17 protein-coding genes are annotated in these 26,152 nt (G+C 64.3%); 9 read left to right on the forward strand and 8 right to left on the reverse strand.

All coding sequences use genetic code 11. The annotated features are described in order from the left end of the window. Positions 1-140 precede the first annotated feature (140 nt). The 5 genes from gltB to DN387_RS15185 all read left to right on the forward strand — a co-directional run bounded on the left by gltB (position 141) and on the right by DN387_RS15185 (position 8,366). Entirely contained in the window at positions 141-4,586 is a 4,446-nt protein-coding gene (gene gltB / locus DN387_RS15165) for a glutamate synthase large subunit (protein WP_054915551.1), read from the forward strand. Positions 4,587-4,619: 33 nt separating this feature from the next. Beyond that, positions 4,620-6,038: an FAD-dependent oxidoreductase gene (locus DN387_RS15170; RefSeq protein WP_043859935.1), complete on the forward strand. Its 1,419-nt coding sequence runs from the start codon at positions 4,620-4,622 to the stop codon at positions 6,036-6,038. A gap of 180 nt (positions 6,039-6,218) precedes the next feature. Next, positions 6,219-7,283, forward strand: a complete 1,065-nt coding sequence (gene hemE, locus DN387_RS15175; protein WP_043859934.1) for a uroporphyrinogen decarboxylase — start codon at positions 6,219-6,221, stop codon at positions 7,281-7,283. Positions 7,284-7,430: 147 nt separating this feature from the next. Continuing rightward, positions 7,431-7,931, forward strand: coding sequence for a type II secretion system F family protein (locus tag DN387_RS15180; protein WP_054915552.1), 501 nt, complete (start codon positions 7,431-7,433; stop codon positions 7,929-7,931). An 87-nt stretch (positions 7,932-8,018) separates the two neighbouring features. Next, a complete protein-coding gene (locus DN387_RS15185; RefSeq protein ID WP_043859932.1) occupies positions 8,019-8,366 on the forward strand; it encodes a YgiW/YdeI family stress tolerance OB fold protein in 348 nt (115 codons plus the stop codon). A 57-nt stretch (positions 8,367-8,423) separates the two neighbouring features. Here the strand turns inward: DN387_RS15185 and DN387_RS15190 are convergent, their stop codons facing one another. Further along, positions 8,424-9,593, reverse strand: a complete 1,170-nt coding sequence (locus DN387_RS15190) for an MFS transporter (RefSeq protein ID WP_177332974.1) — start codon at positions 9,591-9,593, stop codon at positions 8,424-8,426. Between the two features lie 215 nt (positions 9,594-9,808). Here DN387_RS15190 and DN387_RS15195 point away from each other — a divergent pair, with 215 nt between their 5' ends. Both DN387_RS15195 and DN387_RS15200 read left to right on the forward strand, forming a co-directional pair. Beyond that, entirely contained in the window at positions 9,809-10,708 is a 900-nt protein-coding gene (locus DN387_RS15195; RefSeq protein ID WP_054915554.1) for a LysR family transcriptional regulator, read from the forward strand. Between the two features lie 66 nt (positions 10,709-10,774). Beyond that, positions 10,775-11,545, forward strand: a complete 771-nt coding sequence (locus DN387_RS15200) for a ParA family protein (RefSeq protein WP_043859929.1) — start codon at positions 10,775-10,777, stop codon at positions 11,543-11,545. Here the strand turns inward: DN387_RS15200 and trxC are convergent. Next, positions 11,542-11,976: a thioredoxin TrxC gene (gene trxC, locus DN387_RS15205; protein ID WP_054915555.1), complete on the reverse strand. Its 435-nt coding sequence runs from the start codon at positions 11,974-11,976 to the stop codon at positions 11,542-11,544. The two genes, DN387_RS15200 and trxC, sit on opposite strands and share 4 nt — an antisense overlap. 155 nt (positions 11,977-12,131) lie before the next feature. Here trxC and DN387_RS15210 point away from each other — a divergent pair, with 155 nt between their 5' ends. Continuing rightward, on the forward strand, positions 12,132-12,617 hold the full coding sequence (locus DN387_RS15210; RefSeq protein WP_054915556.1) for a DUF4265 domain-containing protein: 486 nt from the start codon (positions 12,132-12,134) through the stop codon (positions 12,615-12,617). A gap of 103 nt (positions 12,618-12,720) precedes the next feature. On the opposite strand, the gene selO is transcribed toward DN387_RS15210, so the two are convergent. The 6 genes from selO to betI all read right to left on the reverse strand — a co-directional run bounded on the left by selO (position 12,721) and on the right by betI (position 23,495). Then, the gene (gene selO / locus DN387_RS15215) at positions 12,721-14,181 is read right to left on the reverse strand and encodes a protein adenylyltransferase SelO (RefSeq protein ID WP_054915557.1); all 1,461 of its coding nucleotides are present in this window, start codon (positions 14,179-14,181) and stop codon (positions 12,721-12,723) included. After that, complete coding sequence (gene mscK / locus DN387_RS15220) at positions 14,178-17,510, reverse strand: mechanosensitive channel MscK (RefSeq protein ID WP_043860373.1); 3,333 nt, start codon at positions 17,508-17,510, stop codon at positions 14,178-14,180. The genes selO and mscK overlap by 4 nt, the downstream gene beginning before the upstream one ends. Positions 17,511-17,546: 36 nt before the next feature. Next, positions 17,547-19,289, reverse strand: a complete 1,743-nt coding sequence (locus tag DN387_RS15225; protein WP_043860372.1) for a potassium/proton antiporter — start codon at positions 19,287-19,289, stop codon at positions 17,547-17,549. Positions 19,290-19,548: 259 nt separating this feature from the next. Next, positions 19,549-21,246 (reverse strand): choline dehydrogenase, encoded by a 1,698-nt coding sequence (betA, locus tag DN387_RS15230; protein ID WP_043860371.1) that lies wholly within the window; start codon positions 21,244-21,246, stop codon positions 19,549-19,551. 81 nt (positions 21,247-21,327) lie between these two features. After that, complete coding sequence (gene betB / locus DN387_RS15235; protein ID WP_043860370.1) at positions 21,328-22,800, reverse strand: betaine-aldehyde dehydrogenase; 1,473 nt, start codon at positions 22,798-22,800, stop codon at positions 21,328-21,330. Between the two features lie 29 nt (positions 22,801-22,829). Continuing rightward, entirely contained in the window at positions 22,830-23,495 is a 666-nt protein-coding gene (gene betI, locus DN387_RS15240) for a transcriptional regulator BetI (protein ID WP_043860369.1), read from the reverse strand. A gap of 423 nt (positions 23,496-23,918) precedes the next feature. On the opposite strand from betI, the gene betT reads away from it, so the two are divergent. Next, complete coding sequence (gene betT, locus DN387_RS15245) at positions 23,919-25,922, forward strand: choline BCCT transporter BetT (protein WP_054915558.1); 2,004 nt, start codon at positions 23,919-23,921, stop codon at positions 25,920-25,922. Positions 25,923-26,152 lie beyond the last annotated feature (230 nt).

A 26,152-nucleotide genomic window follows, 5' to 3' on the forward strand; every position in this document is an offset into this window, starting at 1 on the left:
TTGTGGGCTTCACTGTCGCTGTGCAACAATGGCATCCGTATTGCCCCCGCAAAGCTGACGTTCGTTCGGCGTGGATGGTAAGTGGTTGTATTAAAAAGAGATTTGCCTTGGTGAGAGGCGAACCTGGTGAGAAAGTGTCTATGAAAACAGGTCTGTACCATCCCGAAGAATTCAAGGATAACTGTGGTTTCGGCCTGATCGCCCATATGACGGGCGAACCCAGCCACCACCTTTTGCAAACGGCTATCCAGGCCCTGACCTGCATGACCCACCGTGGTGGGATCAACGCCGACGGCAAGACCGGCGACGGCTGCGGGCTGCTGATGCAGAAGCCCGATCGGTTCCTGCGGGCCGTGGCCCTGGAACAGTTCGGCAGCGAGCTGCCCCGCCAGTACGCGGTCGGCATGGTGTTCTTCAACCAGGACACCGCCAAGGCCGAAGCCGCACGCGACAACATGAACCGCGAGATCCTCGCTGCCGGCCTGAGCCTGGTGGGCTGGCGCAAGGTGCCGATCGACACCAGCGTGCTCGGTCGCCTGGCACTGGAGCGCCTGCCGCAGATCGAGCAGGTGTTCGTCGGTGGCGAAGGCCTGAGCGATCAGGAATTCGCGATCAAGCTGTTCAGTGCCCGGCGTCGCTCGTCGGTGGCCAACGCCGCCGATGCCGAACACTACATCTGCAGCTTTTCGCACAAGACCATCATCTACAAAGGCCTGATGATGCCGGCGGACCTCACCGCCTTCTATCCGGACCTGAGCGACGAGCGCCTGCAGACCGCGATCTGCGTGTTCCACCAGCGCTTCTCCACCAATACCCTGCCCAAATGGCCGCTGGCCCAGCCATTTCGCTTCCTCGCCCACAACGGCGAGATCAACACCATCACCGGCAACCGCAACTGGGCCCAGGCGCGGCGTACCAAGTTCGCCAACGACCTGATCCCGGATCTGGAAGAGCTCGGCCCGCTGGTCAACCGCGTGGGCTCCGACTCCTCGTCGATGGACAACATGCTCGAGCTGATGGTCACCGGTGGCATCGACCTGTTCCGTGGCGTGCGCATGCTGGTACCGCCGGCCTGGCAGAACGTCGAGACCATGGACCCCGACCTGCGCGCGTTCTATGAATACAACTCCATGCACATGGAAGCCTGGGACGGCCCGGCGGGCATCGTGCTCACCGAAGGCCGCCATGCCGTGTGCCTGCTCGACCGCAACGGCCTGCGCCCGGCGCGCTGGGTCACCACCAAGAACGGCTATATCACCCTGGCGTCGGAAATCGGCGTGTGGGACTACAAGCCCGAAGACGTCATCGCCAAGGGCCGCGTGGGCCCGGGGCAGATTTTCGCGGTCGACACCGAGACCGGCCAGATCCTTGACACCGATGCGATCGACAACCGCCTCAAGTCGCGCCACCCGTACAAGCGCTGGTTGCGCCAGAATGCCCTGCGCATCCAGGCCGACCTGAGCGACGACCAGGGCGTGGCCAGCTACGACGGCGACCAGCTCAAGCAGTACATGAAGATGTTCCAGGTCACCTTCGAGGAGCGTGACCAGGTGCTGCGCCCGTTGGGTGAGCAGGGCCAGGAAGCCGTGGGCTCGATGGGCGACGACACGCCGATGGCGATCCTGTCGCAACGCGTGCGTTCCACCTACGACTACTTCCGCCAGCAGTTCGCGCAGGTCACCAACCCGCCGATCGACCCGCTGCGCGAAGCCATCGTGATGTCGCTGGAGATCTGCCTGGGTGCCGAGCGCAACATCTTCCAGGAGTCCCCCGAACACGCCTCGCGGGTGATTCTCAGCTCGCCGGTGATTTCGCCGGCCAAGTGGCGCTCGCTGATGAACCTCGACCGCCCGGGCTTCGAACGCCAGGTGATCGACCTCAACTACGAGGAAAGCATCGGCCTGGAAGCGGCCGTGCGCAACATCACCGAACAGGCCGAAGAAGCCGTGCGCAGCGGCAAGACCCAGCTGGTACTGAGCGACCGTCATATCGCACCCGGCAAGCTGCCGGTGCATGCGTCGCTGGCCGTGGGCGCCGTGCACCATCGCCTGACCGAACTGGGCCTGCGCTGCGACAGCAACATCCTGGTCGAGACCGCCACCGCCCGCGATCCACACCACTACGCGGTGCTGATCGGGTTCGGCGCCTCGGCGGTGTACCCGTATCTTGCCTACGAAGTGCTGGCCGACCTGATCCGCACCGGCGAAGTGCTCGGTGACCTGGACGAAGTGTTCAAGTACTACCGCAAGGGCATCTCCAAGGGGCTGCTCAAGATCCTCTCCAAGATGGGCATCTCGACCATCGGTTCCTACCGGGGCGCGCAGCTGTTCGAAGCCGTGGGCCTGTCCGAGGAAGTGGTCAACCTCAGCTTCCGTGGCGTGGCCAGCCGCCTCAAGGGCGCGCGCTTCGTCGACATCGAGAACGAGCAGAAGCTGCTGGCCGCCGAAACCTGGAGCCCGCGCAAGCCGATCCAGCAGGGCGGCCTGCTCAAGTTCGTGCACGGTGGTGAATACCACGCCTACAACCCGGACGTGGTCAATACCCTGCAAGCCGCCGTGCAGCAGGGCGACTACGCCAAGTTCAAGGAATACACCGCACTGGTCGACAAGCGTCCGGTGTCGATGATCCGCGACCTGCTCAAGGTGAAAACCCTGGAGCAGCCGCTGGACCTGAGCGAAGTCGAGCCGCTGGAGGCCATCCTCAAGCGCTTCGACTCGGCGGGTATTTCCCTGGGCGCGCTGTCGCCTGAGGCCCACGAAGCCCTGGCCGAGGCGATGAACCGCCTGGGCGCGCGCTCCAACTCCGGTGAGGGCGGCGAAGACCCGGCCCGCTACGGCACCATCCGCAGTTCCAAGATCAAGCAGGTGGCCACCGGCCGCTTCGGCGTCACCCCCGAATACCTGGTCAACGCCGAAGTGCTGCAGATCAAGGTGGCCCAGGGCGCCAAGCCGGGCGAGGGCGGCCAGCTGCCGGGCGGCAAGGTCAATGGCCTGATCGCCAGGCTGCGCTATGCGGTGCCGGGCGTGACCCTGATCTCGCCACCGCCGCACCATGACATCTACTCGATCGAAGACCTCTCGCAGCTGATCTTCGACCTGAAGCAGGTCAACCCGCAGGCGCTGGTCTCGGTCAAGCTGGTGGCCGAAGCCGGGGTAGGCACCATCGCCGCCGGCGTGGCCAAGGCCTATGCCGACCTGATCACCATCTCCGGCTACGACGGTGGTACCGGCGCCTCGCCGCTGACCTCCATCAAGTATGCCGGTGCGCCGTGGGAACTTGGCCTGGCCGAAACCCACCAGACCCTGCGCGGCAACGACCTGCGCGGCAAGGTGCGGGTACAGACCGATGGCGGCCTGAAAACCGGCCTGGACGTGGTCAAGGCCGCGATCCTCGGCGCCGAGAGCTTCGGCTTCGGCACCGCACCGATGATCGCCCTGGGCTGCAAGTACCTGCGCATCTGCCACCTGAACAACTGCGCCACCGGCGTGGCCACGCAGAACGAAAAACTGCGCAAGGACCACTACATCGGCACCGTCGACATGGTGGTCAACTTCTTCACCTACGTGGCCGAGGAAACCCGTGAATGGCTGGCCAGGCTGGGCGTGCGCAGCCTGGGCGAGCTGATCGGGCGTACCGACCTGCTGGAAATGCTCCCCGGTGAAACCGAGAAGCAGAAGCACCTGGACCTCAGCCCGTTGCTGGGCAGCCCGCACGTTCCGGCCGACAAGCCGCAGTTCTGCGAAGTGGACCGCAACCCGCCGTTCGACAAGGGCGTGCTGGCCGAGAAGATGGTGCAGATGGCCCTGCCGGCGATCCGTGACCTGGCCGGCGGCGAGTTCGAGCTGGATATCTGCAACTGCGACCGCTCCATTGGCGCGCGGATCTCCGGTGAAATTGCCCGCCTGCACGGCAACCAGGGCATGGCCAAGGCGCCGCTGACCTTCCGCTTCAAGGGCACTGCCGGGCAGAGCTTCGGGGTGTGGAACGCCGGTGGCCTGAACATGTACCTCGAAGGTGATGCCAACGACTATGTCGGCAAGGGCATGACCGGCGGCAAACTGGTGATCGTGCCGCCAGCGGGCAGCCCGTTCGAAACCCAGCACAGCGCCATCGTCGGCAACACCTGTCTGTACGGCGCCACGGGCGGCAAGCTGTTCGCCGCCGGTACCGCGGGTGAGCGCTTCGCGGTGCGCAACTCCGGTGCCCACGCCATCGTCGAGGGCACGGGCGATCACTGCTGTGAATACATGACCGGGGGCTTTGTCTGCGTATTGGGCAAGACCGGTTACAACTTCGGTTCCGGGATGACCGGTGGTTTTGCCTACGTGCTCGACCAGGACAACAGCTTCGTCGACAAGGTCAACCACGAACTGGTGGAGATCCAGCGTATCAGCGGCGAGGCGATGGAGGCATATCGCAGCCACCTGCAGCGCGTGCTGGGTGAATACGTCGAAGAAACCAACAGCGAATGGGGTCGTGAGCTCTGGGAAAACCTGGATGACTACGTGCGTCGCTTCTGGCTGGTCAAGCCGAAGGCGGCCAGCCTGAAGAACCTGCTGTCCAGCACCCGTGCCAACCCGCAGTGATATGCGCCTGAAGAGTTTGATGAGGTTTTGAACATGGCTGAACGTCTGAGTAATGACTTCCAGTTCATCGAGGTCGGGCGCAAGGATCCGAAGAAGAAACTGTTGCGTCAACGCAAGAAAGAGTTCGTGGAAATCTACGAGCCCTTCAAACCCCAGCAGTCGGCCGAACAGGCCCACCGCTGCCTGGGCTGTGGCAACCCGTACTGCGAATGGAAGTGCCCGGTGCACAACTTCATTCCCAACTGGCTCAAGCTGGTGTCGGAGGGCAACATCCTCGCCGCCGCGGAACTGTCGCACCAGACCAACACCCTGCCCGAAGTGTGCGGCCGGGTGTGCCCGCAGGACCGCCTGTGCGAGGGTGCCTGTACCCTCAACGACGGCTTCGGCGCGGTGACCATCGGCTCGGTGGAGAAGTACATCACCGACACCGCCTTCGCCATGGGCTGGCGCCCGGACATGTCCAAGGTGGTGCCCACCGGCAAGCGCGTCGCGGTGATCGGTGCCGGCCCGGCGGGCCTGGGTTGTGCCGACGTGCTGGTGCGCGGCGGGGTAACCCCGGTGGTGTTCGACAAGAACCCCGAGATCGGCGGCCTGCTGACCTTCGGCATCCCCGAGTTCAAGCTGGAAAAGACCGTGCTCAGCAACCGCCGCGAAGTCTTCACCGGCATGGGCATCGAGTTCCGCCTGAACACCGAGGTGGGCAAGGACGTCACCATGGACCAGTTGCTCGAGGAATTCGATGCGGTGTTCATGGGCATGGGCACCTACACCTACATGAAGGGTGGCTTCCCTGGCGAAGACCTGCCGGGTGTGCACGACGCGCTGGATTTTCTGATCGCCAACGTCAACCGCAACCTGGGCTTTGAAAAGTCCCCGCAAGACTTCGTCGACATGAAGGACAAGAAGGTCGTGGTGCTGGGCGGTGGCGACACCGCGATGGACTGCAACCGTACCTCCATCCGCCAGGGTGCCAAGGCCGTGACCTGTGCCTACCGGCGTGACGAGGCGAACATGCCCGGCTCGCGCAAGGAGGTGAAGAACGCCAAGGAGGAGGGCGTGAAGTTCCTCTACAACCGCCAGCCGATCGCGATCGTGGGTGAAGACAAGGTCGAGGGCGTGAAGGTGGTCGAGACCCGTCTCGGCGAGCCGGATGCCCGTGGCCGTCGCAGCCCCGAGCCGATCCCGGGTTCCGAAGAGATCATCCCGGCGGACGCTGTGGTCATCGCCTTCGGTTTCCGCCCCAGCCCTGCGCCGTGGTTCGAGCAGTTCAGCATCCAGACCGACAGCCAGGGCCGTGTGGTGGCGCCGGAGCAGAACCGCTTCAAGCACCAGACCAGCAACCCCAAGGTGTTTGCCGGTGGCGACATGGTGCGCGGTTCGGACCTGGTGGTGACGGCTATCTTCGAGGGGCGCAATGCCGCCGAGGGGATTCTGGACTACCTGGAGGTCTGATCGGGCCTCTTCGCCGGCAAGGCTGGCTCCTACCAAACCTGTAGGAGCCGGCCTTGCCGGCGAAGCTTTTAACTAAATCTATTGACCTACCACAGGTCGATAGACAAAAGGCACGGTTCATACCGTGCCTTTTACGTTGGTGTCTGAGAAAATGCCCCCACTTTTTTTCCGGATGCCGACATGACTGCCTTGAAGAACGATCGTTTTCTGCGCGCCCTGCTCAAGCAACCCGTAGACGTCACCCCGGTGTGGATGATGCGCCAGGCCGGCCGCTACCTGCCGGAGTACCGCGCCAGCCGCGCCAAGGCCGGTGACTTCATGAGCCTGTGCATGAACCCGCAGTTCGCCTGCGAGGTTACGATGCAGCCGCTGGACCGCTACCCGCTGGACGCCGCGATCCTGTTCTCGGACATCCTGACCATCCCTGACGCCATGGGCCAGGGCCTGTATTTCGAAACCGGCGAAGGCCCGCGCTTCAAGAAAGTCATCAGCACCCTGGCCGACATCGAGGCGCTGCCGATCCCCGACCCGCAAAAGGACCTGGGCTACGTGATGGATGCGGTCAGCACCATCCGCCGCGAGCTCAACGGCCGTGTGCCGCTGATCGGCTTCTCCGGCAGCCCGTGGACCCTGGCCACCTACATGGTCGAAGGCGGCTCGTCCAAGGACTTTCGCAAGACCAAGGCCATGCTCTATGACAACCCACAGGCCATGCACCTGCTGCTCGACAAGCTCGCGCAGTCGGTGGTCAGCTACCTCAACGGGCAGATCCTGGCCGGCGCACAGGCCGTGCAGATCTTCGACACCTGGGGTGGCAACCTGTCGGCGGCGGCGTACCAGGAGTTCTCCCTGGCCTACATGCGCAAGATCGTCAGCGGCCTGATCCGCGAGCACGAAGGGCGCAAGGTGCCGGTGATCCTGTTCACCAAGAACGGCGGCCTGTGGCTGGAAAGCATTGCTGATGCCGGCGCCGACGCCCTGGGCCTGGACTGGACCTGCGACATCGGTGAGGCGCGCCAGCGCGTGGGCAGCAAGGTGGCCCTGCAGGGCAACATGGACCCGACCGTGCTCTACGCCAAGCCCGAGGCCATCCGCGCCGAAGTCGGGCGTATCCTGGCCAGCTATGGCCACGGGACCGGCCACGTGTTCAACCTGGGCCATGGCATCACCCCGGAAGTCGATCCGGAACATGCCGGTGCCTTCATCCACGCCGTGCACGAACTGTCTGCGCAGTACCACCAGTAACGGGCAACTGCCTGGCGGGTGCCGCGTATCGCGGCCCCGCCACTGACTTTTCACGCTCCCCCGCCGATCCGTCCTACGGCCCGTCCAAGCCTCCTCCCTTACCATTCCGACCTCGATGCACAGCCGTGCCATTCAAGGAAGGAACCCGTGCCCAAGGATACCCGCGCAGTACAGCATCCCCTGCTGGCGGCAACCTGCCAACGGCTTGCCGAGCACGGTGACAACCAGCAACTGACGCGTCAGGGCATCCGCCTGGCGTTGCTGTATCCGGCGATACTGATGTGCGCCGTGCTGGCCATCTTCGCGTTCCTGCTGGGTGTCGTGATCCCTGATGTCGTGCAGATATTCGCCCATCACCAGCAAGCGTTGCCGGCCACGATCCGCGTTTCGATGGCGCTGAACGAGAGCGGGCAGCGCTTTGCGCTGCCGTTTGCCGGTGTGCTGGTCGCCGCCGGCGTGTTCGCACGGCTCGCGTTGCATGCACTGCGGCGTCGCCTGAGGTGGCACGGTTTGCTGTCGGGCGTAAGGGTTGAACGAGCCTTGGGCTTGTTTGAGCCATTGATGCTGGCGATGACGGGCGGTGTGATGCTGTTCATCGGGCTGGCCATCCTTATGCCGATTCTGAGCCTCACCGCGTTGCTGGCCTGATCGGGTTTCCCACCATCGCGCATTAAGCTTCAGTTCAGGCGTGGGGATTAACCTGAGCGCATCCCCACTTGAAACGGAATGCCCACCATGAAAACTCGTTACCTGGCTCTGCTGCTTGCCCCGCTGTTCACCACTGGCGCGATGGCCGCCGGCTACACCGGCCCTGGCGCCCAGCCGGTCACCACGGTCGCGGCAGCCAACGACGCCGCCGACGACACTCCGGTGGTACTGCAGGGCTTTGTGGTCAAGAAGCTCAACAACGACGACAAGTACGAATTCAAGGATGCCAGCGGCACCATCACCGTCGAGATCGACAACGAAGACTTGCCGGCGGTGGCCTTCAACGACAAGACCAAGGTCAAGCTGACCGGTGAGGTCGAGAAGAACCTGATGTCCCGCGAGATCGATGTCGACCTGGTCGAAATCATCAACTGAACAGCTTCGCCGGCAAGGCCGGCTCCTGGTAGGAGCCGGCCTTGCCGGCGAGGGGTATCAGCCCTTCACATTCCCCGGCAGCGCCGGCAGCTTGCTCAGGTGCAACGCCACCAGCAGGGCGATCACCAGCAGGCTGCCGATGAACAGCCCGATGCCGTTCCACCCACCGTAATGCCAGAACACCCCGCCTGCCGTGCCCGCCACGCTCGACCCCGCGTAATAGCTGAACAGGTACAGCGAAGAGGCCTGCCCCTTGGCCGTGAGCGCACGCCGGCCGATCCAGCTGCTGGCCACCGAATGCGCGCCAAAGAAGCCGAAGGTGAACACCAGCATGCCGACGATCACCAGCACCAGGGGCGAGAACAGCGTCAGCAGCAACCCACCGAACATCAGCAGGATGCTCATCCAGAACACCTTGCGCCGCCCCAGCTTGTCCGACAGTGCGCCGATCTGCGCCGAGCTGTAGATGCCGGCCAGGTACACCACCGACAGCAGCCCCACCAGCGCCTGGCTCATGTGGTACGGCTCGGCGAGCAGCCGGTAGCCGATGTAGTTGAACAGCGTGACGAAGGCGCCCATCAGCAGGAACGCTTCCAGAAACAGCCACGGCAGCCCGGCGTCGCGAAAGTGCTGGGTGAAGCCGTTCATCAGGCTGCGCGGGTTCATCGAGCGTGCACTGAAGTTGCGCGACTCGGGCAGGATCCTCCAGAACACTGCCGCCGCGACCAGTGCCAGGCCGCCGATCACCAGCATCGCGGTGTGCCAGCTGACGAAGTCGATCAGTACCCCGGTGATCAGGCGCCCGCTCATGCCGCCGATGGCGTTGCCGCCGATGTACAGCCCCATGGCCAGGCCGATGTGCTGCGGATGAATCTCTTCGCTCAGGTAGGTCATGGCCACTGCCGCCAGCCCGCTCAGCGACAGGCCCACCAGGGCACGCATGGCCAGCACGCCGTGCCAGCTGGGCATCAATGCGCTGGCGATGGTGCACAGCGCGGCGCAGAACAGGGCGAACACCATCACCGGCTTGCGCCCGACGCGGTCGGAAATCGGCCCGGTCACCAGCAGCCCGAACGCCAGCAGGCCGGTCGACACCGACAGCACCAGGCTGCTCTGGGCGGCATTGATGGAGAACTCGTGGGACAGCAGCGGCATCATCGGCTGCACGCAGTACAGCAGGGCGAAGGTGGCAAAGCCGCCACAGAACAATGCCAGCACCGTGCGCATGAACGCAGGGGTGCCTTTCTCGATCCAGCTTTCGTTCAGGGGGGCGGCGGTGCTCGCCGGGGCAGGGGGCAGCTCATGGGCAACAGCAGTTTTCACGGGGACCTCGAAAGGGGCACGGCCTCGCAGGCAGTGAAAAAAGCATATAGCTGGCTATTGATCTTTTCCAATATATTGTTCGACCTGTTTAAGAGGTTTTACGACCTATTGGAGTTGCCATGGAACTGCGCCACCTTCGCTACTTCATCGCCGTGGCCGAAGAGCTGCATTTTGGCCGTGCCGCACAGCAACTGGGCATCTCTCAACCGCCGCTGAGCCAGCAGATCCAGGCCCTGGAGCAGGAGCTGGGTGCACGCCTGTTCGAGCGTACCAACCGACGGGTGGCGCTCAGCGAAGCCGGCCGGCTGTTTCTCGACGAGGCGCGCCAGGTGCTGGCGCAGGTCGACAAGGCCGCCGACGTGGCGCGGCGTGCCCAGCTCGGCGAGCTGGGTGAGATGAAGATCGGCTTCACCTCCTCGGCGCCGTTCAACTCCAGCATCCCCAAGGCCATCAATGCGTTTCGCCAGCGCTTCCCGGCGGTGCACCTGAACCTCAAGGAAATGAGCAGCCGCGACGTGGTGGATGCCTTGCTCGACGAGTCCATCGAGGTCGGCCTGATGCGCCCGATGAGCGTGCCCGATGGCGTGGTGATCACCGAACTGTTCCGCGAGCCGTTGGTGGCGGTGCTCAATGCCGCGCACCCGCTGGCCCAGGGCAACGAGCAGGGCCTGCCGCTGGCGGCCCTGGCCCAGGAGCCGTTCGTGTTCTTCCCGCGCAGCTACGGCAGCGGCCTGCACGCGCAGTTGCTCAGCCTGGCGCGCTCGGCCGGCTTCAGCCCGCACTTTGCCCAGGAGGCAGGCGAGGCCATGACCATCATCGGCCTGGTATCGGCGGGGCTTGGGGTGTCGGTGCTGCCGGCGTCGTTCAAGCGCATGCGCATCGACGGGGTGGTGTACCGCACCTTGCTCGACGCCGACGCGGTGACAGCGGTATGGCTGGCGCAGCGGCGCGAGGACGTGTCGGCGATGGCCCGGGCGTTCACCGAACTGTTGATCCGCCAGGCCCAGACGCAGGGCTGAAAGGCACTGGCTAAACCGGCGCAACCCTCACATACTCGTTAGTTCCTTTCACATGGAGGTCTGTTCATGCGGCGCGTGGTGTTCAATCAGAAAGGTGGCGTGGGCAAGTCGAGCATTGCCTGCAACCTGGCGGCCGTCAGTGCCAATGAAGGCTATCGAACCCTGTTGATCGACCTGGACGCCCAGGCCAACTCGACCCAGTACCTCACCGGCCTGACCGGCGAGGACATTCCCATGGGCATTGCCGACTTCTTCAAGCAGACCCTGTCCTCGGGGCCCTTCGCCAAGAAGAACAAGGTCGACATCTATGAAACCCCGTTCGACAACCTGCATGTGGTGACCGCCACGGCAGAGCTGGCCGACCTGCAGCCCAAGCTCGAGGCCAAGCACAAGATCAACAAACTGCGAAAGCTGCTGGACGAGCTCTCCGACGATTACGACCGCATCTACCTGGACACCCCGCCTGCGCTGAACTTCTATGCGGTTTCAGCGTTGATCGCCGCTGATCGCGTATTGATCCCATTCGACTGCGACAGCTTCTCGCGTCAGGCGCTGTACGGCCTGCTGGCCGAGATCGAAGAGCTCAAGGAAGACCACAACGAGGGCCTGGAAGTCGAGGGCATCGTGGTCAACCAGTTCCAGGCGCGCGCCAGCCTGCCGCAGCAGATGCTCGACGAACTGATTGCCGAAGGCTTGCCGGTGCTGCCGGTGTACCTCAACAGCTCGGTGAAGATGCGTGAGTCCCACCAGGCCAGCCTGCCGCTGATTCACCTGGAACCGCGGCACAAGCTGACCCAGCAGTTCGTCGAACTGCATACGCTGCTGGAAAACGCCTAGACCCCCTGGCTGCGCAGCCATTCCAGCAGTTGCTGGAGTGGGAAGGCGCCGCTCTGGCGCGCCACTTCGCGGCCGTTCTTGAACAGGATCAGGCTGGGGATGGAGCGTATGCCCAGTTGCCCGGCCAGTTGCTGATTGGCTTCGCTGTCGAGCTTGGCCAGGCGGCAGCGTCCGGCCAGTTGGCCGGCGGCCTGTTCGAAGACCGGGCCGAACGCCTTGCAGGGCCCGCACCAGTCGGCCCACACATCGATCAGCAATGGCAGGTCGCCCTTGATCTGGCTGGCGTAGTCGCCCTGTTTCAATTCGAATGGCTTGTGCAACAGCACCTCACCCTTGCAGCGCCCGCACTTGGGTGCGTCCCTCAGGCGTGCGGCGGGGATGCGGTTGAGGCCGTTGCAGTGGGGGCAGGGGATGTGGAGGGGGTCGGTCATGGTGGGAGTCCGGATGCGTCAGGTGATGTTGGGTATCTGGAGGTGATGAGGGTGGATTGCAAGATGCCATAGCCTGCCAGATAAGCCAGCGATGCTGGCGAAGAGGCTGTAATGGTTTAGCATGCGGCCTTTCTGAACAGGCCAGGGACAGACCGATGGATTGCCAGCATTCACCGCACATTCGTGTACTCGTCGACAGAAAGAAGAACGGCGAGCCGGTGTTCGAAAGCGTGCCGGTGCGCGAAGTGGGCGAACATACCTATGAACTGCTGTCGTCGCCGGGGCTGGCGCTGAACATGGCTCGCGGCGACATCATCTGCACGGCCATCCCCGATCAGCATGTCGAGGTGGTGCGCCGGGGTGGCAATTTTTGCATCCATGTCTACGCCAACGATCTGCCCCATGATGCCGTCGACACGCTGGAAAGCGAGGTGCAGACGTTGCTGGGCGGCACGCTGGACGGTCGCTACAAAGGCAACCTGACGCTGGCAGTGCCGGCGAGCAATGGGTTCGAGGCGATTCGCTCGGTGTTCGACCGGTTTCGGGAGGCCACGGGGGTGCAGTGGTATTACGCCAACATCTACCAGAACCTCGATGACGACGAGGATGAGACGTTGCTGAACTGGTGGGTCGACAACTGAAGCTGCGAGCGCTGCGCGCTCTATCGCGGGTCAAGCCCGCTCCCACAAGAACACCGCAGTACCTGTGGGAGCGGGCTTGACCCGCGAAGCAGGCGCTGCGATCTCAGGATGAACAACTGATCTCCAGATGCTTGCCCCACTCGGGTGGGCGTTCGGCGTAGGCCTGCATCCCCGGCTGTTCCTCGAACGGCCGTGTCAGCACCTGGTGCAGGCGTCGCACTTCCTCGTAATCCCCGCCTTCAGCCGCCTCGATGGCACGCTGCGCCATGTAGTTGCGCAGAATGTACAGCGGGTTCACCGCGTGCATCCGCGCGCGCCGGCCTTCGGCATTGCCTGGCTCCTGGTCCAGGCGCGCCAGGTACTCCACCGCCCAGGCATCGAACCCGGCCAGGTCGACGAAATCGTCGCGCACCACCCGCACGGCCTGCGCCGCCGGCTGATCACCCAGCTTGCGGAAGAACAGCGTGTAGTCCACAGCGCCCTTGTTCATCAGCCCCAGCAAGCGCTCGACCAGCGCCGAATCGTCATCGCGCGCCTCGGTCAGCCCCAGGCGTCGACGCATCAGGTCCAGGTAATGGGCCTGGTACAACGGCAGGAACAGCCCCAGCGTTTCCTTCAGCGCCTCGACGCTGATGAACGGCGTCAGCGCCTGGGCCAGCGCGCTCAGGTTCCAGTGTGCGATCGGCACCTGGTTGCTGAAGCTGTAGCGCCCCTGGTCGTCGGAATGGTTGCAGATGAAGCCGGCATCGAAGTCGTCGAGGAAGGCAAACGGCCCGAAGTCGAAGGTGATGCCCAGGATCGACATGTTGTCGGTGTTCATCACCCCGTGGCAGAAACCATAGGCCTGCCAGCGCGCAATCAGCTCGGCATTGCGTTCGACGATGGTACGGAACATCGCCAGGTACGGCTCGGGCTGCTCGCGGCACTCGGCAAAGTGCAGGTTGAGCACGTGCTCGGCCAGCTCGCGCTGCTGCTCGGGTTGGCGGGTGTAGTAGAAGTATTCGAAGTGGCCAAAGCGCACATGGCTGGGCGCCAGGCGCAGCACCATCGCCGCACGCTCCTGGGTTTCGCGCCACACCGGCGTGCTCGAGCCGATCACGCACAGCGCGCGGCTGCTGGGGATGCCCAGCGCGTGCAGGGCCTCGGAGGCGAGGAACTCGCGGATCGACGAGCGCAGCACCGCACGGCCATCGCCCATGCGTGAATACGGCGTCTGCCCGGCACCCTTGAGGTGCAGGTCCCAGTGCTCGCCGGCATCGTTGTACACCTCGCCCAGCAACAGCCCGCGACCGTCACCCAGGCGCGGGTTGTACGAACCGAACTGATGCCCCGAATACACCATCGCCCGCGGCTCGGCCTCGGCCCACAGCTTGTGTCCGCTGAACAGCTCGGCGAACACCGGGGAATGCGCCTCGGTAGGGTCCAGGTCGAGCAGTGCCATGGCCGCGTCGCTGGCCACGACCAGGCGCGGCTCGGTAATCGGCTCGGGCAGCACGTGGGTGGAGAACGCATCGCCCAGGCGGGCGAAGCGGTTGTCGAAGGTCAGTTCGTCGAGGGATTTCAACGGCCATCTCCTGGCGCATCGGTGGGGGGCTCGGGCAGCACGGTCTTGTTCGGCGCTTCGACCGGTACCATCTTGTACTCCTGGCCCTGCATGTTCTTCAGGTACACCTCCATCTGGCGGAACGAGATGTTGATGTGCTGGCGCTTGAATTCCTTGTTGATGTAGCGGTTGATCTCGTCCAGTACCGGGTTGCGGTCGCCCAGGTCACGCACGTGCATGCGCAGTTCGTGGTCCAGGGTACTCTCGCCGAAGTTCAGGAAGTACACGATCGGTGCTGGTTCCTTGAGCACCCGCGGGTTCTCGTTGGCTGCCTGCAGCAGCAGGGTGCGTACCAGGTCCAGGTCCGAGCCGTAGTCCACGCCCAGCTTGAGGGTGACGCGGGTGATGGTGTCGGTCAGCGACCAGTTGATCAACTGGCCGGTGATGAAGGTCTTGTTGGGGACGATGATGTCCTTGCGGTCGAAGTCGGTGATGGTGGTGGCGCGGATGCGGATCTTGCTCACCGTGCCCGACAGGTTGCCGATGGTGATGGTGTCGCCGATGCGCACCGGGCGCTCGAACAGGATCATGATGCCGGAGATGAAGTTGGCGAAGATCTCCTGCATGCCGAAGCCCAGGCCCACCGACAGCGCCGCCACCAGCCATTGCAGCTTGTCCCAGCTGACGCCGAGGGTCGACAGCGTGGTGACGAAGCCCACCCCGGCAATCACGTACGACAGCAACGTGGTGGTCGCATACGCGCTGCCCTGGGCCAGGTTCAGGCGTGACAGCACCAGCACTTCGAGCAGCCCCGGCAGGTTGCCGGCCAGGGCGAAGGTGATGCCGATGATCACCAGTGCCCCGAGCAGGTCGCCCAGGCTGATCGGCACCATGCTCATGGCCGCGCCGGTGCCGCTGGTGTACTCGTACAGGGTGATGTTGTCGAGGTAGGCGAACACGCTGATCAGGTCGGCCCACACCCAGTACAGCGCGGCGATGAAGCCGCCCAGCAGGGCCAGACGGATCAGGCGCAGCGACTGCTGGTTGACCTGCTCGATGTCCAGGGTCGGCTCCTCGACGATCACCTCGCCATCGAGCCCTTCCTTGGTGGCCTGGCGCTTGCTCAGTGCGCGCTGGTAGGCCAGGCGCCGGGCGGCCACGGCCAGGCCGCGCACGAAGGCTGCCTCGATCACCAGCCAGAACATCAGCAGGTACAGGGTGTCGATCAGGCGGTCGGTGAGCTTGAGTGCGGTGTAGTAGTAGCCAAAGCACACGGCAATGAACAGCGCCACCGGAAGCGCCGTGAACGCCACGCCCACGGCCTTGCGAAACAGCGAGGTATTGCGGTGCGCGGGGCTGCTCAGCAGCAGGCGGCTGAGCAGCCAGGCCATCAGTGCGTAACAGGTCAGTACCACACCGATGCCGAGCACGTCGTCGGCCAGCGCCGAGGGCTGGTGCTCGGCCACCGCCACCACGCCGACCAGCGCCAGTACCACGCTGCCCAGGCGGCGGATCCAGCCGCGCAGGAACTCGACCTGGGCCTTTTCCCAGCGAAAGTGCAGCTCGGCCACGCCGCCGGGCGCCAGAATCCGGTAGGCGGTGTAGAACACCAGCCAGGCCTGGGCGATCTGCCACAGCGCGGCGCCCAGGTTGGCGTTCTGGCCGCGGGCGTCGATCTGCAGCGCATAGCCGCACAGCGCCAGGCCCAGGCTCAGCGGCATCGCCAGCAGGATATTGATCAGAATGGCCTGGGGCGTGTGCCACTGGCTGTCACGCTTGAAGTGGCCCACATCCTGGTGAACCTTGTTCAGCCGCGCATACAGGTACTTGCGCCGCCACAGCAGGGCGCCGATCAGCAACAGCAGCGGCAGGAACAGCAGCGGGCGCTGCGTCAGGCCGTCGGCCAGTTCGTTGATGCCCGACCCCCACGGCAGGCTCACCACCTGCTTTTGCAGGCGTTCGGGCACGCTGCGCAGCCATTCGAAGTCCAGCGGCTTGTTGCTGGGGATCCAGAACATCTGTTCGTCGAGGGTGCCGCGCAGGTTCTGTGCGGTGCTCAGCAGCTGCTTCTGGTTCAGTTGCAGGGTGATGGATTCGTTGAGCAGGGCGCTCAGCTCGCGGTTGAGCCGCTCCAGCAAATCGCTGCGGGTGATCGCCACCTCCAGCAGGGCCTTGCGCAACTGTGGGGTGACGCTGTCGGGCGGCTGGGTGGCCAGCAGCTTGTCGACGTAGCTGCTGGGGCTGCTGATCTGCTCGCGCTGCTGGTTGACCTCGAACTGGTACAGGCGAATGTCGGCGATCTGGTCGGCCAGGTCGCGATCGACCTTCAGGTGCGGCAGGGCCTGCTTCTGCTTGTAGAGGATCTTGGACAGCAACAGGCTGCCCTTGAGCACGCTGATCTGTTCGTCCAGTGCCTGGTCGGCCTGGGTCAGGCTGTCGAGCTGCTGCTTGGTCTGCAGGTTCTGCTGGGTCAGCTCGTTGAGGCGGTCGGTGCTGCGCAGCAGGTAGTCGGACAGCTTCAGGTTGGTGGCGCTTTCGGTGGCCAGCACGCTGCTGCCGCCGGCCTTCTGTGCCTCGATGGACTGTTCGGTGACGGTCTGCTGCGACTGCGCCAGGCGCTTCTGGTTGATCAGCGTCTGCAGGTCCTGGATCTCCTGCTCAAGGCGTGTGGCGCGCTCGATCAGCAGGTCGTGCTGGCTGTTGCCCAGGTCTTGCAGCAGGCTGTTGCCGGCCAGTTCCTGGCGGCGCAGCAGGGTCAGCGCGTTGAGCGAGGCGAGTTCGGCATTGAGCTGGTTGCGCTGGTCGGCCGAGAGGCTCTTGCCGTTGTCCTTGCCCAGCTTGAGGATGCTGTTGATCTGCTGGGTGCGGGTCTGGTTGCTGCTGATCTCGGCCTGGGCGCGCTCGGGGCGGGTCTGGGAGTTGATGATCAGGCTGTTGGCTTCGGACAGCGCCTTCTGCAGCTCGCCCTGCTGGGTGGTGCGCTCGGACAGCAACTGCTCCAGCTGCGGCACGCCCATGCTGGCGTAGCGCTGCGCCACGGGCAGGGTCTTGGTGTCCTTGAGCCGGGTCAGCTCGCGCTGGTTTTCGCTGGTCTGGCGCGGGGCGTCGGCCAGTTGCTGCTTGAGCGCGGCCAGGCGCTTGTCGTAGTCGTCGCGCGAGGCCAGCAGGCCAAGGGTCTGCTCCAGCACTTGCTGCAGGGCCTTCTGGTCGGCCTCCGGCAGCTTGCGCTCGGCGATCTTGTCCAGGCTGTGCTGGACGCTTGCCGTGGTGGGGGGTTCCGCCGCCTGGGCGAAGGAGAGGGACAGGCACAGCCCGAGCAGGGCTGCGCTAACAACAGTGCGCAGGGACATAGGCAGACGTCGTAGAACCGGGCAGAGAATCGAAGTTTAAAGGAACAACCCGGGGCCGGGTCGAGAACCTTCGGGGAATTTGATACCCACTTTGAGGATCTTGTTCCCTTCCATCAGCGCAACGGTCCACAGGGTGTTGTTCCATTCGATCTGGTCGCCCACCACCGGTGCGCCGCCGACCTTCTGCTCGATGAAGTGCGCCAGCGGCTGGTGCGGGTCCTGGCCGTCGAGCTGCAAACCGTACAACGCCGCTACAGCCCCCAGTTCTGCGTCACCTTCGAGCACGAAGTCGCCGAAGAAACGCAGGTCCAGGCCGCGTTGCGGCGCCTGGCTGAACAGCTTGCCCAGCGCCGGCAGGTTGTGTTCGTGGCCGATCACGCACAGCAGGTCGCCAACTTCGAGGGTGGTACTTCCCGACGGATGGAGCAGTTGCTGGCCGCGAAACAGGGCAGCGATACGCGTGCCTTCGGGCATTTTCAGCTCGCGCAGGGCGGCACCGATGCACCACTTCTCCGCACCCAGGCGATACACGAACAGCTCCCACTCGCTGGTGATGTGCACTTCCAGGGCCGAGCGCGAGATCGGCGCCGGGTCGGGCGGCACGGTCACCTTGAGCAGGCGCGCCACCCACGGCAGGCTGGTGCCCTGCACCAGCAGCGACACCAGTACGATGAAGAAGGCCAGGTTGAAGTACAGCTGGGCATGCGGCAGCCCGGCCATCAGCGGGAACACCGCAAGGATGATCGGCACCGCGCCGCGCAGGCCGACCCACGAGATGAACACCTTTTCGCGGCCATGGAAGGCCTTGAATGGCAGCAGGCCGATCATCACCGACAGCGGCCGCGCGAACAGGATCATCCACAGCGCCAGGCCCAGGGCCGGCAGCGCGATGGGTAGCAGGTCGTGGGGCGTGACCAGCAGGCCCAGCACCAGGAACATGCCGATCTGGGCCAGCCAGGCCATGCCGTCGAGCATGTGCAGGATGCCGTGGCGGCTGCGGATCGGCCGGTTGCCCAGCACCAGGCCGCACAGGTACACGGCCAGGAAACCGCTGCCGTGCAGGGCGTTGGTGAGCGCGAACACCACCAGGCCGCCGCTGATCACCAGGATCGGGTACAGGCCGCCGGCCAGGTTCATGCGGTTGACCAGCTGCAGCATCAGCCAGCCGCCGCCCAGGCCCAGCAGGCTGCCGATGCCGAATTCGCGCACCAGGTGGCCGAGCAGGCCCCAGTGCAGGCCGTTCTGGCCGCTGGCGATCATCTCGATCAGGGTCACGGTGAGGAACACCGCCATCGGGTCGTTGCTGCCCGACTCGATTTCCAGGGTGGCCGTCACCCGCTCGTTGAGGCCCTTGCCGCCCAGCAGCGAGAACACCGCGGCGGCGTCGGTGGAGCCGACGATGGCGCCGATCAGCAGGCCCTGCATCAGGCTCAGGTCGAACAGCCAGGCGGCGGCCAGGCCGGTGAGGCCGGTGGTGATCATCACCCCCACCGTGGCCAGCGACAGCGCCGGCCACAGGGCCACGCGGAAACTCGAGACGCGGGTGCGCAGGCCGCCGTCGAGCAGGATCACGGCCAGTGCCAGGTTGCCCACCAGGTAGGCGGTCGGGTAGTTGTTGAAGATGATGCCGCCGCCGTCGACGCCGGCAACCATGCCCACTGCCAGGATGATCACCAGGATCGGGATGCCCAGGCGCGAGGAGAGTGAACTGACCAGGATACTTGCACCTACCAGCAATGCGCCGATCAAGAACAGGCTATTGATGGTGGACGCATCCAAAGGCAGTACTCCAGGGGGGATTGCAGAAAGAGGCGTGACTTGCTTTTTGCCTGACTTCAGCTAGCAGGTCGCGTGCCAAGGATTCTAACCTGTGAGGTTGGCGGGCTGTAAAGCGATTATCGTGGGCACAAAAAAAGCACCGCAGGGGTGCTTGATCTGCTGTGAATGTACCGCCCCCATCGCGGGTCAAGCCCGCTCCCACAAGGATCACATTGGTCTCTGTGGGAGCGGGCTTGACCCGCGATGGGGTAGCAGGGTCTTAAGCCTGCGGCACCTCACGCATCGGCTTGCCCTTCACCGGCGCACCATTGGCCACATAGTACTTGGCCGTGCTGCGCGGCAATGGTTGGCGGCCACGGATCTTGTCGGCGATCTTCTCGGCCATCATGATCGTCGGCGCGTTCAGGTTGCCGGTGGTGATGATCGGCATGATCGAGGCATCCACCACGCGCAGGCCCTGCATGCCATGCACGCGGCCCTGGCCGTCGACCACCGCCATCTCGTCGATGCCCATCTTGCACGAGCACGATGGGTGGAACGCGGTCTCGGCGTGCTCGCGGATGAATGTGTCCAGCTGCTCGTCGGTCTGCACGTCGGCACCGGGGCTGATCTCGCGGCCACGGTAGGCGTCCAGCGCCGGCTGCGCCATGATCTCGCGGGTCAGGCGGATACCGTCACGGAACTCCTGCCAGTCCTGCTCGGTGGCCATGTAGTTGAACAGGATGCTCGGGTGCTGGCGCGGGTCCTTGGACTTGAGCTGGATACGCCCGCGGCTAGGCGAGCGCATCGAGCCCATGTGCGCCTGGAAGCCGTGTTCCTGCACGCCGTTGCTGCCGTTGTAATTGATCGCCACCGGCAGGAAGTGGTACTGGATGTTCGGCCATTCGAATTCCGGGCGCGAGCGGATGAAGCCGCCGGCCTCGAACTGGTTGCTGGCGCCGATGCCGGTGCCCGCGAACAGCCACTGTGCACCGATGGCCGGCTGGTTGTACCAGAGCAGCGACGGGTACAGCGACACCGGCTGGGTGCAGGCGTACTGCAGGTACAGTTCGAGGTGATCCTGCAGGTTCTCGCCCACGCCCGGCAGGTCGTGCACCACAGGGATGTTCAGGCTTTCGAGCAGGGCCGCCGGGCCCACGCCGGAGCGCTGCAGCAACTGTGGCGAGGCGATGGCGCCGCTGCACACGATGACTTCCTTGCGGGCACGGGCTTCGACGCGCTCTTCGCTGGCGCCCACCAGGTAGGTCACGCCCACGGCGCGCTTGCCTTCGAACAGCACGCGGTCGCTCAGGGCATGGGTGACGATGGTCAGGGTCGAGCGTTTCTTGGCGGTGTCCAGGTAGCCGCGGGCGGTGCTGGCGCGACGGCCCTTGGGCGTCACGGTGCGGTCCATCGGGCCGAAGCCTTCCTGCTGGTAGCCGTTCAGGTCTTCGGTGCGCGGGTAACCGGCCTGCACGCCGGCTTCGACCATGGCGTGGAACAGGGGGTTGTTGCCGGCTTTTGGCGTGGTGACGCTCACCGGGCCTTCGCCGCCATGGTAGTCGTTGGGGCCGATGTCACGGGTTTCGGCCTTGCGGAAGTACGGCAGGCAGTCTAGGTAAGACCAGTCTTCCAGGCCTGGCAGCTTGGCCCAGCCGTCGTAGTCCATGGCGTTGCCGCGGATGTAGCACATGCCGTTGATCAGCGAGGAGCCGCCCAGGCCCTTGCCGCGGCCACATTCCATGCGGCGGCCGTCCATGTGCGGCTCCGGGTCGGTCTCGTAGGCCCAGTTGTAGCGTCGGCCCTGCAACGGGAAGGCCAGTGCGGCCGGCATCTGGGTGCGGAAGTCGAAGCGGTAGTCCGGGCCGCCGGCTTCCAGCAGCAATACGGTGACGCCTTCGTCTTCGGTCAGGCGGGTCGCCAGGGTGTTACCGGCCGAGCCGGCCCCGACGATGATGTAGTCAAAAACGTGGGACATGTTGCGTACCCTCATAGGCAGTGAGCAGGGGAGCGGGGGAGGCGCCCGGACCTGGCGGCCCGGGCGCGGCTACACGGGTGCTTAGAACACCGAGGCGTAGTTGCCCAGCTCGACCTGTACCGACTTGATCCGCGTGTACTGGGCCAGCGAGCTGACACCGTTTTCACGGCCGACACCGGATTGCTTGTAGCCACCGACCGGCATCTCGGCCGGCGATTCGCCCCAGGCGTTGATCCAGCAGATGCCCGCTTCCAGCTGATGGATGATGCGGTGCGCGCGGCTGATGTCGTTGGTGCAGACACCGGCGGCCAGGCCGTAGTCGGTGTCGTTGGCGCGACGGATGACTTCTTCTTCGGTCTCGTAGGAGAGGATGCTCATCACCGGGCCGAAGATCTCTTCCTTGACGATGGTCATGTCGTCACGGCAGTCGGTGAAGACGGTCGGGGCCACGAAGGCGCCCTTGGCGAACTCGCCGTCGGTCAGGCGCTCGCCGCCACACAGCACGCGGGCACCTTCTTGCTTGCCCTTGGCGATGTAGCCCAGCACGCTTTCCATGTGGGCGAAGCTGACCAGCGGGCCGAAGTTGGTGTTCTCGTCCTGCGGGTTGCCGATGCGGATGCGCGCCACGCGCTCGGCGATCTTGGCTTCGAAGGCGGCTTTGAGCGAGGCCGGGATGAACACGCGGGTGCCGTTGGTGCACACCTGGCCCGAGCTGTAGAAGTTGGCCATCATCGCGATGTCGGCGGCGCGGTCCAGGTCGGCGTCTTCACAGATGATCAGCGGCGACTTGCCGCCCAGCTCCATGGTGACTTCCTTGAGCGAGGAGCTCGAGGCGCTGGCCATGACCTTCTTGCCGGTGGCGGTGCCGCCGGTGAACGAGACCTTCTCGATGCGCGGGTGTTCGGTGAGGTAGGTGCCGACGTCGCGGCCGCTGCCGGTCAGTACGTTGAACACGCCGTCCGGCAGGCCGGCCTCGGTGTAGATCTCGGCCAGTTTCAGGGTGGTCAGCGAGGTGACTTCCGAGGGCTTGAAGATCATCGCGTTGCCGGCGGCCAGGGCCGGGGCGGATTTCCACAGGGCGATCTGGATCGGGTAGTTCCAGGCGCCGATACCCACGGTCACGCCCAGCGGCTCGCGACGGGTGTACACGAACGAGCTGTCGCGCAGCGGGATCTGCTCGCCTTCGATGGCCGGCACCAGGCCTGCGTAGTATTCGAGCACGTCGGCACCGGTGACGATGTCGACGTAGCGGGTTTCGGAGTAGGACTTGCCGGTGTCCAGGGTTTCCAGTGCAGCCAGCTCGTCGTTGCGCTCGCGCAGGATGTCGACGGCGCGGCGCAGGATGCGCGAACGCTGCATGGCGGTCATGGCCGCCCAGACTTTCTGGCCACGCTCGGCGCTTTCCACTGCGCGCTCCACGTCGGCCTGGTTGGCACGTTGCACCTGGGCGAGGACTTCGCCGTTGGCCGGGTTGATGGCGTCGAAGGTGGCGCCGCTGGAAGCGTCGACATAACCACCGTCAATGTAGAGTTTTTGCGTTTCGAAACGGGCCATAGTGTCCTCGCAAGTGCAGTGTGTGTCGGCTATCCGCGCTGTGCTCCTGCTTGTTTGGCACTCGCGACGCGCAGTGGTTCAGAGGCCGGGTCCTGTAGAGCCGGGCTGCTCTGTTTAGCCAGTTGTGAATCCATGTATTCGTAAGCGATCTGCTGCGCCTGGTCGGTATCGAAGGCATCTCCCGACAGCGCGCCGCGCAGCCACAGCCCGTCGATCAGGGCAGCCAGCCCGCGGGCCGCGCTGCGGGCTTCGGGCAGCGGCAACACACGGCGGAACTGGCAGCACAGGTTGGAATACAAGCGGTGATCGTTGATCCGCTGCAACCGGTGCAAAGACGGCTGGTGCATGCTGGCGGCCCAGAAGGCCAACCAGGTTTTCATTGCCGGGCCGTTGACCTGACTGGCGTCGAAGTTGCCCTCGACGATCACCTTCAGGTGGGCGCGCGGGGTGTCCTCCGTGAGCGCCTGGCGACGTGCCGCGACGTTGTCGATCAGCACGTTCATCAAGTACCGCATGGTCGCTGCGATCAGGCCGTTCTTGTCCTGGAAGTAGTGACTGATGATGCCGTTCGACACACCGGCCAAACGGGCGATCAGCGCAATGCTGGCGTCCCCCATGCCGACCTGGTCTACCGCCATCAACGTGGCTTCGATCAACTGCTGGCGGCGAATGGGTTGCATACCGACCTTGGGCATCTGGCAAATCTCCTCAGGCCTTCGGGCAGACGACAGGCGGCTGACTCGGCGAAGACCAGTCTATTTTGTTTTGATTGAACGTTCAATCAACAAAGAATAAGCTCTGCGACAATTCGCGCCATTGACAGGTTTTTGTGGCCCGTCACTGACGCCGATTGGCACCCTAAAAAGACGTGTAACCCCCGTAATGCAAGGCGTGCACGGGTTTAAACGAAACGTTGATCAGAATTGCCCAGCGGTGTCGCACCGTTCGGCGGGCCCTCGGATCGGGACCCTTTTTCTGTTTTTTTCAACGCAATCGGTTTGGGATCACGGTTTTTCAAGGTGCTTTTATAACACCTGACGCAGTGGGGCTATTGCACCAATTGCGCGGGTGACGGGTCGTTTCGTGTTTTCTCTCGCACTGCCTGGAGCATCTGTGCAATGAGTTCTGCCTCCCTGATAAAGACCCCTGCCGAGAGGGTCCGGGTCAACAGCGTGGTGTTCTACACCACCGCGCTGCTGATCCTGTTGTTGACTGCCTTGCTGATCGCCGCCCCGGACACGGCCGGTCAAATTCTCGGCCAGGCCCAAGCCTGGCTGTCGCGCAGCTTCGGCTGGTACTACATGCTGGTGATCGGCGGCTACCTGCTGTTCGTCATCGGGCTGGCGTTTTCCTCCTACGGCAAGCTCAAGCTTGGCGGCAAGGACGACAAGCCCGACTTCAGCTACGGTGCCTGGGCCGGCATGCTGTTCTCCTCCGGTATCGGTATCTCGCTGCTGTACTTTGGCGCGTCCGAACCGCTGGACCACTACTTCAACCCGCCTGCCGGTGCGCCGGCCAGCCTGGAGGCCGCACGCCAGGGCATGCAGCTGACCTTCCTGCACTGGGGCCTGCACGGCTGGGCGATCTATGCGCTGGTGGGCCTGGCCGTGGCCTACTTCGCCTATCGCCACAACCAGCCACTGGCCTTGCGTTCGGCGCTGTACCCGCTGGTGGGTGAGCGCTGGGTCAAGGGGGCTGCCGGGCACACCGTGGACATCTTCGGCATGTTCGTGACCCTGCTGGGCCTGGTGACCAACCTGGGCATCGGTGCGATGCAGGTGTCCTCGGGCCTGGAGTACCTGTTCGGCATGCAGCACAGCAACACCAACCTGCTGATGGTGATCCTGGTGATGAGCACCGTGGCCACGATCGCGGCGGTGTCGGGCGTGGAGAACGGCATTCGCCGCCTGTCCAACCTGAACATCCTGCTGTTCAGCGGCCTGCTGCTGTTCGTGCTGCTGTTCGGTGACACCCTGCACCTGCTCAACGGTTTCGTGCAGAACATCGGCGACTACCTCAACGGCGTGATCCTCAAGACCTTCGACCTCTACGTGTACGAAGGCAACAACGCCAGGTCCGAAGGCTGGCTGGGCCTGTGGACCCTGTTCTACTGGGCCTGGTGGATTTCCTGGGCCCCGTTCGTGGGCATGTTCATCGCGCGTATCTCCCGTGGCCGCACCGTGCGCGAACTGGTGGCCGGCGTGCTGCTGATTCCGCTGGGCTTTACCCTGGCGTGGCTGTCGATCTTCGGCAACACCGCGCTGGACCTGGTGATCAACCACGGTGCGGTGGAGCTTGGGCGCACGGCGGTGGAACAACCGGCGATGTCGATCTACCAGCTGCTGGAGCACTTCCCGGCGGCCAAGATCGTGGTTGGTGTGGCGGTGTTCGTCGGCTTCGTGCTGTTCCTCACCCCGGCTGACTCGGGCGCGGTGATGATGGCCAACCTGTCGTGCAAGGGCGGCGACGTGGACGAGGATGCGCCGCACTGGCTGCGTATCCTGTGGTCGGCGATCATCACCCTGGTGACCATCGGGCTGTTGCTGGTGGGCAACTTCCAGGCCATGCAGACCATGGTGGTATTGGCCGGGCTGCCGTTCTCGGTGGTGCTGGTGGTGTTCATGTTCGGCCTGTTCAAGGCCATGAAGCAGGACACCCAGGTCGAGCAGGAGCAGGCCGAACTGGCGGCGCGTGGCCGTCGCGGCTTCAGCGAGCGCCTCACCCAGCTGGACCTGCAGCCGACCCAGGCGATGGTGCAGCGCTTCATGGACAAGCAGGTGAGCCCGGCGCTGAAAGAGGCGGCGGTGCAGTTGCAGGGCATGGGCCTGCAGGTGCAGAGCCGCGTCGGCCAGTCGCGCGAGGCGATGGGCTTGCGCATCGAGATGGAGGAGGGCAACCCGTTCGTCTACGAAGTGAGCCTGGACGGCTACCTGGCGGCGCCGAGCGAAGCGCCGGCGCAGGGTGAAGGCGACGTGCGCCAGCGTTACTACCGGGCCGAGGTGTACCTGCACAACGGCAGCCAGGAGTACGACCTGATGGGCTTTACCGTCGAGCAGATCACCCGCGACGTGCTGGATCAGTTCGAGAGTCATCGCCAGTTGCTGGGGCGTGTGTACAGCTGATGGCAGATAGCTGAATGAAGAAGGGCCCTGCCGGTGACGGCAGGGCCTTTTTTTTGCTGGCGATGCGTTGGCGTTCTACAGCGCTGACGAACGATAAATAAATTAAAAGGTTCGCTGGCTGGCGACCAGGGAAAGCACGAAAAAGTCGATTCTCGACTTTTAACAACTGCGCAACTTCTTGCGCACTCCAATGTGGATAACCCTGTGCATATATTGCTGCAGGCCATAAT

Origin of the sequence: Pseudomonas sp. FBF18 (genome assembly GCF_024261405.1) — a bacterium.
Classification (GTDB): domain Bacteria; phylum Pseudomonadota; class Gammaproteobacteria; order Pseudomonadales; family Pseudomonadaceae; genus Aquipseudomonas; species Aquipseudomonas palmensis.